Source organism: Geofilum sp. OHC36d9 (assembly GCF_052400685.1).
Taxonomy (GTDB): domain Bacteria; phylum Bacteroidota; class Bacteroidia; order Bacteroidales; family Marinilabiliaceae; genus CAZHHH01.
In genome coordinates this window covers 127298-139946 of record NZ_JBQTGJ010000002.1, presented here as the reverse complement: position 1 = coordinate 139946, position 12649 = coordinate 127298, and the positions used below count along the sequence as shown (strand labels likewise).

9 protein-coding genes are annotated in these 12649 nt (G+C 39.9%); 7 read left to right on the top strand and 2 right to left on the bottom strand.

Translation table 11 applies throughout. From position 1 onward, the window contains the following. Nucleotides 1–9 precede the first annotated feature (9 nt). The 6 genes from ACT3CD_RS03440 to ACT3CD_RS03415 all read left to right on the top strand — a co-directional run bounded on the left by ACT3CD_RS03440 (nt 10) and on the right by ACT3CD_RS03415 (nt 9363). Nucleotides 10–1089 carry an LptF/LptG family permease gene (locus ACT3CD_RS03440; RefSeq protein ID WP_444642971.1) on the top strand — a complete coding sequence of 360 codons (1080 nt, stop codon included), beginning with the start codon at nt 10–12 and terminating at the stop codon, nt 1087–1089. Between the two features lie 160 nt (nt 1090–1249). After that, nucleotides 1250–1936, top strand: coding sequence for a hypothetical protein (locus ACT3CD_RS03435; RefSeq protein WP_444642969.1), 687 nt, complete (start codon nt 1250–1252; stop codon nt 1934–1936). A gap of 200 nt (nt 1937–2136) precedes the next feature. Further along, nucleotides 2137–3681, top strand: coding sequence for an acyl-CoA carboxylase subunit beta (locus ACT3CD_RS03430; RefSeq protein ID WP_444642967.1), 1545 nt, complete (start codon nt 2137–2139; stop codon nt 3679–3681). A gap of 12 nt (nt 3682–3693) precedes the next feature. Next, entirely contained in the window at nt 3694–4014 is a 321-nt protein-coding gene (locus ACT3CD_RS03425) for a biotin/lipoyl-containing protein (RefSeq protein ID WP_444642965.1), read from the top strand. A gap of 164 nt (nt 4015–4178) precedes the next feature. Further along, complete coding sequence (gene asnS, locus ACT3CD_RS03420; RefSeq protein WP_444642963.1) at nt 4179–5618, top strand: asparagine--tRNA ligase; 1440 nt, start codon at nt 4179–4181, stop codon at nt 5616–5618. Between the two features lie 406 nt (nt 5619–6024). After that, nucleotides 6025–9363: a ligand-binding sensor domain-containing protein gene (locus ACT3CD_RS03415; protein ID WP_444642961.1), complete on the top strand. Its 3339-nt coding sequence runs from the start codon at nt 6025–6027 to the stop codon at nt 9361–9363. Nucleotides 9364–9374: 11 nt separating this feature from the next. Here the strand turns inward: ACT3CD_RS03415 and ispE are convergent, their stop codons facing one another. Then, nucleotides 9375–10190, bottom strand: coding sequence for a 4-(cytidine 5'-diphospho)-2-C-methyl-D-erythritol kinase (ispE, locus tag ACT3CD_RS03410; RefSeq protein ID WP_444642959.1), 816 nt, complete (start codon nt 10188–10190; stop codon nt 9375–9377). 144 nt (nt 10191–10334) lie between these two features. Between ispE and dnaB the strand changes: the two genes are divergently transcribed. Next, nucleotides 10335–11873: a replicative DNA helicase gene (dnaB, locus tag ACT3CD_RS03405; protein ID WP_444642957.1), complete on the top strand. Its 1539-nt coding sequence runs from the start codon at nt 10335–10337 to the stop codon at nt 11871–11873. Between the two features lie 39 nt (nt 11874–11912). Here the strand turns inward: dnaB and ACT3CD_RS03400 are convergent, their stop codons facing one another. Further along, the gene (locus ACT3CD_RS03400) at nt 11913–12605 is read right to left on the bottom strand and encodes a YjjG family noncanonical pyrimidine nucleotidase (protein ID WP_444642955.1); all 693 of its coding nucleotides are present in this window, start codon (nt 12603–12605) and stop codon (nt 11913–11915) included. Between the last annotated feature and the right edge of the window lie 44 nt (nt 12606–12649).

The following is a 12649-nucleotide window of genomic DNA, read 5'->3' as shown; positions in this document are numbered from 1 at the left end:
TAAGGTGCTTTGAAAAAGCTTGATTTATATATATTAAAAAAGTTCCTTGGAACTTTCTTTTTTGCTATTTTGCTGATAATTAGTATTTCAGTTGTATTTGATATGGCTGAGAAAATTGATGATTTTCTGGAATCTGCAGCGCCACTCCGGGCTATCGTCTTTGATTATTATTTCAATTTTGTCCCTTATTTTGCCAATCTGTTTACGCCTCTTTTTGTTTTTATTGCGGTTATTTTTTTCACCTCAAAAATGGCTTATCAAACTGAGATTATAGCCATTTTATCCAGTGGCGTTAGTTTTAAACGTTTGATGGTGCCCTATTTTTATGGGGCTTTAATCATTGGCTTGTTTTCGTTTGTGTTGGGGGCTTATGTCATCCCGCCTGCCAATAAAATACGCCTCGATTTTGAAAATACTTATGTGAAGAATCGGAAGGAAATTGGTCTTAAGAATATTCACATGCAGATTGAACCCGGCGTTTTTGTTTATGTGCGTCGGTATTCTTCGCTGCGGGACGTAGGCGATGACTTCAGTATGGAAGTGTTCGATGGCAAAGTTTTGAAAACTAAAATTTCAGCAAAATCAGCTGTTTATGATACCGCAACGATGGGTTGGTCATTGCGTAACTGGATACGTCGGGAGTATATTTCAGCTGATCAGCAAATACTGTCAAGTGGTTCTTCATTAGATACACTGTTGAATATGAAGCCCAGTGATTTTAAAGAAGAACGCAAATTTTATGAAACAATGACGAATACTGAACTTACCAGCTATATTAATGACCAGCAAATGAGAGGTGTCGGTAATGTTGAAGAGTTTCTGATAGAGAAGCACAAGCGTATTGCCTCTCCGTTTTCGGCCTTTATTTTGGCGTTGATAGGTGTTTCGCTGGCTTCACGGAAGGTGAGAGGGGGGATGGGGTTGCACATCGGTGTTGGAATAGCTCTCAGCTTTGCTTATATTTTGTTTATGACTATTTCTACAACATTTGCCATTAATGGCGATATGCCTCCCTGGCTCGCGGTGTGGATCCCTAATTTTGTATTCTTTGTGGTAGCTGCTTTTCTATATCAACGGGCCCCTAAATAAGCCTGTTTTATCTGCAAAAAAGTCCTGTCTGTCGGTTTTTCTTAAAAAAGTGTTTTTTGTTTTGTAATCTTATATCCAATCACTCAATGTCGTACTTCGAAATTGGATATAAGGCTCTCCTTACTGGTGTTTGGAGATTTAACTTTAAAACTGCTTTTTGATGAAAAAAATTATTTTGTTAGGGATTTTTCTGTCCTCCTTTTTGGTTAAAGCACAGGAGGAGCAACCTGTAAATTTTATTGAAACACCAATGCTTTCTTTTGGAATAAATGGTGGTGTTATTCATAATATGAATGGGTTTAATATGGGGCTTGATGACAATGGCAGCTCATATTATGGCATTGATGGAGGGGGAACTTTGGGAATTGACATGGCCGTGAAATTGTCCAGCAAATTTAGAACACGTTTGGGTTTGCGTTATGCCGAGATGCAATATGGTATGACGTGGAGTGGGGGGGATGTCAATACCTTTTATAAAACGGATGTTAAGGTTTACAATATGGAGCTTAACTTGAATCTTGATTATATGTTGTTTCAGGGTAAACGATTTGAATTGTTCCTGTCTCCCGGATTGTTGTCAGAATTTGTGGCGGATGTTGATTATAAAAATTATAGAAATGACGACTCGTTTACTTATACCAAATTCCGTAATTTTAATACCACGCAGCATCCTAAAAGTATTGCCGGCTTTAATATCTCAGCCATAGGTCGCATTCCTTTGACGCAACGGATTGGGATAACTCTCACCCCGGGATATACTTATTTTTTGAGAAATTATGTGCTGGATAACGATAAAGCTTATCAACGTTTTACTTTTGATTTTGGGTTTGATTTTCGGTTTTTCTAGCTGATTAATGTTTTTAGAGATAGTTGCAAAAGGGGTTGCTTTATCTTATTTATAATTAGATGGTTATTTAAAAAGTGTGTAAATTTGTTAGCTGTAATGAGTTGATTTGGCACTAAAATTTGTAATTATGTACGTTCTTTGTAGGTTTAGAATGAGTGTAAGACTCTGGCTTACAATTAAATAACCAAAACTAATTGATTATGTCATTAAAAAAGAACATCCTTGATCTTCGCAAAAGAAGAGAAAAGGTTCAGTTAGGAGGTGGAGCGAAAGCCATTGAAAAGCAGATGGCCATGGGTAAGATGACTGCCCGTTCTCGTATTTTGGCACTTCTTGACGAGGATTCATTCACCGAGTATGACCTTTTTGTTGAGCATGAAGCCCGTGACTTCGGAATGGACAAAAAAGAGTTACACGGTGATGGTGTAATTATTGGCACAGGAACTATTTATGATGAGCCTGTTTGTATTTTTGCGCAGGATTTTACAGTGGCTGGAGGATCTTTGGGTTTGATGCACGCCCGTAAAATTACTAAGATTATGGATCATGCCTTGAAAATGCGTGTCCCTCTTATTGGTATTAACGATTCTGGAGGTGCCCGTATTCAGGAAGGGGTGAATTCTTTGGCCGGTTATGGTGAAATTTTTTACCGTAATACAATTGCTTCTGGCGTTATCCCGCAAATTTCTGTTATTCTTGGCCCTTGTGCTGGTGGTGCTGTTTATTCCCCGGCATTAACCGATTTCGTTTTTATGGTTGATAATATCTCCAAGATGTTTATCACCGGTCCGAACGTGATTAAGACTGTTTTGGGTGAAGAAATTTCGATGGAAGAATTGGGCGGTGCACGTGTTCATGCTGAAATTACTGGTAATGCGCATTTCTTTGCTGAAAGCGAATTGGAGTGTTTCGATCAGATTAAAAAGCTGATGTCTTTTATTCCATGGAGCAATACTAAAAAAGCCAAGGTGTTTCCGCCACGTGAACCCAAATTTAAAGGTAGTATTGAGGATATTATTCCTTCTGATCCGAAAATGCCTTACGATGTTCGTGATGTGGTTAGGGCCATTGTCGACGATTCCGATTTCTTTGAAATACAGGAATTTTTTGCGCCCAACATCGTCATTGGTTTTGGCCGTATGAAAGGACAAACCATTGGTTTTGTTGCTAATCAACCGCTAGTTTTGGCAGGAGTCCTAGATTGCGACAGTTCTGATAAAGCAGCTCGTTTCATTCGTTACTGCGATGCCTTTAACATTCCGATAATTACGCTTGAGGATATGCCTGGATATCTGCCAGGTGTTGATCAGGAACATGCCGGGGTGATTCGTCATGGGGCTAAAGTGCTGTACGCCTATTCTGAAGCTACAGTGCCTAAAATTACTGTGATTCTGCGTAAAGCTTATGGCGGTGGTTATATTGCCATGAACTCACGTCATTTGGGGGCCGACTTTATGTTTGCCTGGCCAACGGCCGAAATCGCAGTGATGGGACCTGAAGGTGCGGCTAACATTATCTTCAAAAAAGAGATTGAAGAAGCTGAAGATTCAGATGCCATGCGTGCCGAAAAAGTGAAGGAGTACATTGAGCGATTCGCTAATCCTTATGTGGCGGCAGCCAAAGGTTATGTCGACTCTGTTATTGAGCCGGCCGAAACCCGACAGATGCTTCTGCATGCCATTGAAGTATCCGGCAGCAAAATGGACGCACGTCCGGATAAAAAACACGGAATTCCACCTTTTTAATGCTTAGTGATTATGGATGATAAAAAATCGGAGCTGGTTGACTTTCCCATTTTGTCGCGAAAGTACAAAACTTTGCTCACTGTTAAATATGCCAATCGAAAGCCTTATGTCTCACCTAATCCCAATGAAATTGTATCTCATATACCTGGTACAATCATTAAGGTGAAGGCTAAGGTGGGGGCCCGGCTTAAAGAGGGCGACACGGTTCTGGTGCTGGAAGCCATGAAAATGATGAATCAGGTTAAGATGCCTTTTAATGGCAAAATTAAAGAGATCCAGGTTGCCGAAGGACAGAAGATTCCCAAAGGCACGGTGATGATTGTTATTGAATAAATTTTTAAAGAGTCCCGCTAATAGTGGGGCTCTTTTTGGTATATGTTGATTTCTTGCCTTAAAAGTTCTAATTCTTTAAGCTGGTTCCTGAACAATTGATTATTTTTGTGACTTAAAACCAGACTATTTGTTGGGGTGATATTTAACAATTTTAAAAACACAATATGCGACGCACAAAAGTTTCAGACATCATCAAAAGTGAAGAGATAGGAAAGGAGTTTCTTGTAAAAGGTTGGGTTAGAACTCGTAGAGGTAATAAGAATGTTAGTTTTATAGCGCTTAACGATGGGTCGACTATTCATAATCTGCAAATAGTTGCTGATGTTGAAAAATTTGATGAAGAATTGCTGCGTCGGGTTACAACAGGGGCTTCTATTGCTGTTACAGGAACACTTAATCCTTCGCAGGGAAGTGGTCAACAGGTCGAAATTTTAGCACAAGCCCTTGATGTTATCGGTGATTGTGATGTAAATGTGTATCCGTTGCAGCCAAAGAAGCATTCATTGGAGTTCTTGCGTGAAATTGCCCACCTGCGTTTCCGTACCAATACTTTTAGTGCCGTTGCTAGAGTTCGGCATGCCATGATTTTTGCCGTTCATAGTTTCTTTTCTTCCAAAGGCTTTGTTAACATTCATACGCCTATTATTACCGCGTCTGATGCCGAAGGGGCCGGTGAAATGTTTCAGGTGACTACGCTCGATCTCAATAATTTGCCCAAAACGGATGACGGGAAAGTGAATTATGCAAATGATTTTTTTGGTAAATCAACAAACTTAACGGTTTCGGGTCAGCTGGAAGGCGAGTTAGCAGCTATGGGATTGGGTGAAATTTATACTTTTGGTCCTACTTTTAGAGCCGAGAATTCAAATACGACTCGTCATTTGGCTGAGTTTTGGATGATTGAACCCGAAATGGCCTTTTATGAGCTGGAAGATAATATGGATCTGGCAGAGGAGTTCCTGAAATACCTCATTAAATATGCTCTCGATAATTGTATGGACGATTTGAAGTTTTTGAGTGCCCGTTTACAGGAAGAGGAGAAAAATAAAAAGGCCGAGGATCGCAGCATGGAATTGATAGAAAAAATGCAATTCGTATTGGCCAATGATTTCTGCCGTTTGACCTATAGTGAAGCGATTGAAATTTTGAAAAATTCAAAACCTAACAAAAAGGGGCAGTTTAAATATCCTGTGGAAGGTTATGGTGTCGATTTGCAAAGTGAACATGAGCGTTATCTGGTCGAAAAGCATTTCAAGAAACCAGTTATCCTTACTAATTATCCCAAAGAGATTAAGGCTTTTTACATGAAAATGAACCAGGATGAGAAGACGGTTCGGGCTATGGACGTCTTGTTTCCTCAAATTGGTGAAATTATTGGTGGTAGTCAGCGCGAAGAAAACTACGACAAGCTGGTGAAACGGATGAACGAAATGAATGTGCCAGCTGAACAAATGTCGTGGTATCTCGATACGCGGCGATTTGGGACTGTTCCACACAGTGGTTTTGGTTTGGGTTTTGAACGACTGATGTTATTTGTTACGGGTATGGGAAATATTCGAGACGTAATACCATTTCCCAGAACACCCAATAATGCCGAATTTTGATAGTTTGTTAAATAGTGATTTAAAGATCCGTAATGTTTTTTACGGATCTTTTTTATTTAACAGAATAGGAATGCCGATTTTGGCTGAGGGTAAAATTTCGTTTTTTTATGAGGAATAGTTGTCACAGCTAATTATCGAATTAAGTGTTTAAAATTGATTTATTGTTAACAATAAAATTGATATTTTAGACAACAAAGGTTGTGTTTTTATGAGGACGATCTTTTTTTATTGTTAATAAGCTATTTATAGCCCAAGTGAAAAAATAGGTTTTTTGCAACATTTGTTTGTATTTTAGGTATAAGTTTTAAAATTACGTGGAGTGCATGCTTCGGTCTTGTTGACAAGGGAAAGATTCAATTCCGGCATGATTACTCCTTTTTAAGTATCATTGTTTGAGCATTAAAAATTGAATGCCAACGAGGGGTTTGACTACATGAAATATTGGATGGCATTGGTGACATGGTTGTTAGGGATATCCCTATTGGCTGAAGTTCCTGTTTTTAATTTTATACGCCTTTCGTCGTATGAGAATTTGAGCAGTCTCTACATTTCTTCTATGGCACAGGATTCTGATCGCTATATTTGGATTGGAACAAACGATGGTGTTAATCGTTTCGACGGTGCAAACATTAAAGTCTACAAGGCCTTTAACGGCCGTATTAATACTGGTTTACCTTCTGGTATTATTAATACAATATTTGTTGATTCCAAAAACAGAATTTGGGTGGGGACACCTTTGGGGGTGTCTGTATATGACCGTGAATATGACCGTTTTCACATTCTTGCTTCTACGGCTAACCGGAATGGTTTAAGTGATAAAATCCATGTTAATCAGATTCTTGAAGATGGTCAGGGTAATGTTATTCTTGTTGTCGGAAATGGATTTTATCGTTTTGATGAGGAACGAAATTCTTTTGAATTATTGTTTTCTTCCGGGGCTAGAACCTTATCCCAGATTTATTTTGATAAAAAAGGCGGCTTTTGGGTGGGCTATAAAAATGGGTATGGCATTGAGTATTATGAGACTTTAGATTCGTTGAAACCCAAATGGTCTTTATTTTATGCCCCTGAGGATATTAGCGGGTTGTCCAATATGTGGAAAATGGCGTGTTATAAAGGCGAATTATGGGTGGCTATGGGGGCGCGTGGAATAGCAGTTGTTAATTCTGAAACAGGGCAGTTAAGACGTCATTTCGTTTATGAGAATAATTCGGTTTTTTTTAATTTGAAGGTGGATGATCAGGGGAGGTTATGGGCGTTCGATTACAAAGGGATGAGGTATTATGATTCGGCGAAGGATGAGTTTATTCTTTTGGAGAGTATAGAGGATGGGCGTGGTACTATTCGAGCCAACGTGAGGGATCTTTTTGTCGACAGTCAGGGTAATTACTATACGATTCATAATGGCGATGGTGTTTTCGTGGATTACAGGCAACGCGGATTTAAACTGTATGATACCTCTGAAAAATCGAAATGGCATTTAACCAAGCGCAATATTTACGCTCTAACAGTTGATGGTGAAGGGAATTTATGGTTGGGTGGTTACAGCGACGGAATTGATGTGTTTAAATGGAAAGAGAATAAAGTCGTGCGGTACGACTCAACAACTAGTCGGATAGAAGATAAATCAATCCTTTTTTTATATCGGGACAGTCGGGGTAGTATTTGGACTAGTTCATACATGAATGGGCTGAAGAAGTTCGACAACAGGAAAAATGATTTTAGAACCTGGGTTCATTCAGAAGATCCGTATTCACTTGTAAGTAATGATGTGAGATCTGTACTGGAAGATGAGAAGGGTAATTTTTGGGTGGCCACACATGGCGGTGGTATTGACTATTTTGAGGTCGATAAAAATTTGTTTCGTCATTTCAGAGTTGAAAATAGTCAATTGAACTCAGATTGGGTGAATGAAATGGTGCTCGACAAAGATGGCGTTTTATGGGTCGCTACCTCTTATGGTGTTTCTACTTTGGCGCCCGGTGATTCTGTCTTTAAACAATACATTCCTGATTTTAATAGCGGTGACGGGTTGAAAGGTAGTAATGAACTTTCTATCCTTATCGACCACAAAGGCGTCATTTGGGTCGGAGGTGATCAGGGGCTGTTTTATTTTGATGAACAGATAGCTGATTTTGTTAGGATCGAAAATTTGCCGGTTAATTATGTTGCTTCTATTGAGGAAGATAAAAATGGAAATTTGTGGTTAGGGACACTAAATGGATTGTTGCTGTTTGACAGGTCTTCTAATCTGTTTTATCATTTTACCGAGGCAGATGGTTTACAGGGTAGCAATTTTAATCCCGAGGCGTCTTTTTATGACCCGATAACCAATACGATGTATTTTGGCGGGACGATGGGTGTTAATGCCTTTAATCCGGATGAAATAGTTTTTAACCAGGAAGCTCCCAATATTAGATTTACCGGTTTCTTCTTATTTAATCAGCTGGTGAATGACTATGGCAAAGGCCATCTGTTGGAGAAGGAAATTAATTATACCGAGGAGATAGTTCTTGACTATCATCAGAATTATTTTGGGATTGAGTTTTCAGCCCTTAATTTTATTAACCCTGAAACAAATGAGTATGCCACCATGCTCGAAGGTTTTGATAGTGATTGGAACTATATTGGATCACGAAGGTCGGCTTTTTATTCAAATTTGAATCCCGGACGTTATATTTTTAGAGTGAAAGCAGCAAATAACGATGGTGTCTGGAATGAGGAGGGTATTAATTTAAAAATAAGAGTGTTGCCTCCTTGGTGGATGTCGGTTTGGTTTTTTGTGATTTTGGGATTTCTTCTTATTTCGTCTATCATTTGGTTTCTTCGTTATCGCACGGCGAATTTGAGGCGACGAAGTATTCGTCTGGCACATTTGGTGGAGGAACAGACATCCCGTCTGAGGCGAACTAATAGCGCCCTAAAGCAACGAACGGTGGAGCTTCATACTACAAATCATCTTTTGGAAGAGAGGCAAGTCTTGATTCTTAATCAGTCCACGGAGCTTAGGGAACAGTCGGCCAAGCTTAAACAGAGTAATAAAGAGTTGATTAAACTCATTGCTACCCGGGATAAGCTTTTATCGATAATCGCTCATGACCTGAGAACCCCGTTTAATACGATTCTCGGATTTACTCAGATTCTTACTGAAGTAACTGATTTGAAAGATTTTAATAAGGTTAAGAAATATGTGCGATATGTTCATGACTCCTCGTTAACTGTTTTTAATCTGTTAGAGAATATGCTATTTTGGGTTCGTTCGCAATCCGACAAAATTCGTATTAATCCTGCATCGTATGATTTGGATGAGGCTGTTACCGAGACCATTGAATTGGTGCGTGAGAGTGCCCTTAAAAAGAGTATTTCTATTGATGCGTCTGACTACCATAATTACAGGGTTTATGCTGATGTGGATATGATCCGGATTGTGATTCGGAATCTTTTAATCAATGCGATTAAATTTACGCCTGCTGATGGTTTTATAAAGGTTAAAACCTCTTTGGAATCGGACTTTGTCCATTTTTATGTGATCGATTCAGGGGTTGGGATGAGTCCCGAAGATCTGAAAAATCTGACAGCTAACATGACAATAAACTCTAAACCCGGCACAGCGGGAGAGACAGGATCCGGTCTAGGGTTATCTCTTTGTTATGAATTTGTCCACCGAAATGGTGGGGAAATGAGTATATCCAGTAATCTGGGTAAAGGATCTTCTTTTAGTTTTACCATTCCTCTCGCCAAATAAGAATCTTGTTATTATGAGATTTCTTCGGTGTGCACGGTGAATGAGTCTGTCCAATCATCTTTTGGCTTTTCTTTAAAGATGCCGTAAACAGAGGAGCCGCTACCCGACATGGAGGCGTAAATGGCGCCATTTTGGTAAAGCGTCTCTTTAATTACTCTGATTTTAGGATACGATTTAAATACGGGGACTTCAAAATCGTTGTAAATATTATTTTTCCACTCTTCCAGTGGCAAGCGAATCATTTCGTTGAGAGGTTGCCGTGGTTGGTGAGGTATGATGTCTTTGTACGCGGCTGCAGTAGGTATTTTAATATTTGGAACGACGATCTGTAACCAATGTTGTGATAGATTCAGGTTGAGATTTTCGAACAGGTTTCCGATGCCTTTGGCCAATACTGTTTTGTTTTGAATAAATACTGGGCAATCGGCTCCTAGTTCGGATGCCATTTGTTCCAGTTCATCGGTGGAGAAACCGCCATTATATTGGTCATTTAATAGCTTTAGCATAAAGGCGGCATCCGATGAACCTCCACCTAAGCCTGCCCCAAAAGGGTTTTTTTTATGAAGGTGAATCTGTAACGGAGGTATTGTCCTTTTTTGCCTGAATAAGTTCAGGGCTTTTATAACCAGATTGTTTTCTTTTGATCCGTTAATTATGATGCCTGAAGTTGTGAATTGATCTTCGTTCCCGCTGTGATTAATCACTTCCAGTGCGTCACACATTTTTTTTACCGGCAGGAAAATGGTTTCCAGATTATGATATCCGTCCGGCCGTTTTGAAGTTACAAATAGGCCGAGGTTTATTTTGGCATTGGGGAAGACGATCATAATTCAAGGTTGTTAAGATTGATTTCATTTATTGGGGGCAAATATAAAAATTAATATTTTGTGGTAGCTTTTAAAACAATCTTCACTTTAATAGCTTGGTTAATTTTATAACTTTGTCATCCGCATCAAGAAAAGGGAATTTTAATGGCCGAAAATAATTTCAATAATAAGAAAAAGTCTGTTGATACTTTGGATCTGTCGCAAGGACGTATGCCGCCTCAGGCAGTGGAAATAGAAGAGGCTGTTTTGGGTGCCATGTTGCTCGAAAAGGATGCGTTTATTAATGTCTCAGAATTTTTGAAGGCGGAAGCATTTTACAAAGAATCTCATCAACGGATTTTTGAAGCGATATCGGGATTGTTTATGCGTGAACAACCCGTAGACATGCTTACGGTGACAGAAGAGTTGCGCCGCATGGGCAAACTTGAAGAAGCAGGTGGCGCTTTTTATATAACACAACTGACAGGCCGGGTCGCCTCGGCAGCTCACATTGAGTACCATGCTCGTATTATTTATCAGAAGTATCTTCAGCGGGAAATGATTCGGATCTCCGGCCTGATGACGACCAAGGCGTATGATGAGTCGGAAGATGTGAATGATTTATTGGAGGAGGCCGAGAATTCTCTTTTTATGTTGTCGCAAGGCACCATGAAGCGGGATGCTATTCAGATTAATCCGGTCATTGAGGACGCCATTGAGCTGATTCAAAAGGCCGGTAAAAGAACCGATGGTTTGAGTGGGGTTCCCAGTGGTTTTGACGAGTTGGATCGTATTACTTCTGGCTGGCAGTCGTCGGATATGGTTGTTATTGCGGCTCGTCCGGCTATGGGTAAAACTGCATTTGTATTGTCTATGGCCCGTAACATGGCGGTTAAATATAAGCAGGGCGTGGCTGTCTTTTCGCTAGAAATGGCCAATGTTCAGTTGGTGAATCGTTTAATTGTAGCTGAAACAGAGCTGCCGGCCGATAAAATTAAAAATGGCAATTTGGCGCCCTTCGAATGGGAGCAACTCGACCATAAAATTCAGTCGCTCATTGATGCCCCTTTGTTTATCGATGACACGGCTGGTCTGTCCGTATTTGAACTTCGGGCTAAGTGCCGACGATTAAAGAAACAGCACGACATCAAAATTGTTATCATCGACTACCTTCAGCTCATGAATGCCAGTGGCATGCGCCCCGGTAACCGACAAGAGGAGGTTAGTATGATTTCAAGGTCTCTGAAGGGGTTGGCAAAGGAACTTAATATCCCCATTATTGCTCTGTCGCAGTTAAACCGTGGGGTGGAAAGCCGTACAGGTGAAGGTAAACGACCACAGTTATCTGATTTACGTGAGTCGGGTGCCATTGAGCAGGATGCTGATATGGTACTGTTTATTCACCGTCCCGAATATTATCATATTACTGAGGATGAACAAGGCAATAGCCTAATTGGACTGGCCGAGATTATTATAGCCAAACACCGTAATGGTGCTACAGGAGATGTGCGGCTGAGGTTTCGTCCTGAAGCCATTCGTTTTGAAAATTTGGTGGACGATAGTTATGGAGGTTTTGGCATGGAATCGTCGGCGCCCATGACTTTAGGCTCTAAAATGAACGAGCCGGCTGATTTAACGTTGCCTCCCACTGGCGGTAACCCATTGGGTGGCGGAGGGAGTATTGAGCGAACACCTGATTTCTAAGACCTTTAGTAAAGATGTTTTTTGTATTTCACACGCTTGCTATAACCATTGCATTAATTCTTTGAGTGAGCGGATTTCTTTGGTTATTTTTTCCTGATGTATTGTACCATTCGGGTTGAAGAATACCTGATCGAGACCAAATTCTTTGGCGCCTATGATATCGGCTTCCAGATTATCGCCGATAACCAGACTCTCTGATTTGCGGGCATTACAACTTTTTACGGCATACTCAAAAAAAGCCCGTTTGGGTTTTTGATGCCCCACTTGCTCCGAAATAAATATTTTATTGAAATAGGAACTGAGTCCACTGCCATTCAGTTTTACATATTGGGTTTCTACAAAGCCGTTGGTTATGATGTGCAGTGTGTATTTCTTTTTCAGATAGTTTAATACTTCAATGGTATGAGGTACCAGTGTCGTCTGGGTGGCATTTATGGCTATAAAGTCGTTTCCAAATTGTTCGGCCATGGCCGAATCATTTAGTCCTTTGGTCAGAAATGTGTGATGAAAACGGTTTACACTCAGGTATTTTTTTGTGACTTCACGATTTCGGTATTGTAACCATAAATTTTCATTGATGGGTTGATACGTTTCTAAAAAAGATTCAAAATTTTCAAAGTATTGATCCAATTTGTATTTAATAAATAAATGGGAAAGCGTATGTTTTTCGTTTGTTGCAAAATCCCATAAGGTATGGTCTAAATCAAAAAATAGATGTTTGTACTTCAGCATATTGATTCGTTTTTTAAATATAAAACACGGAAACGGCGGTTATA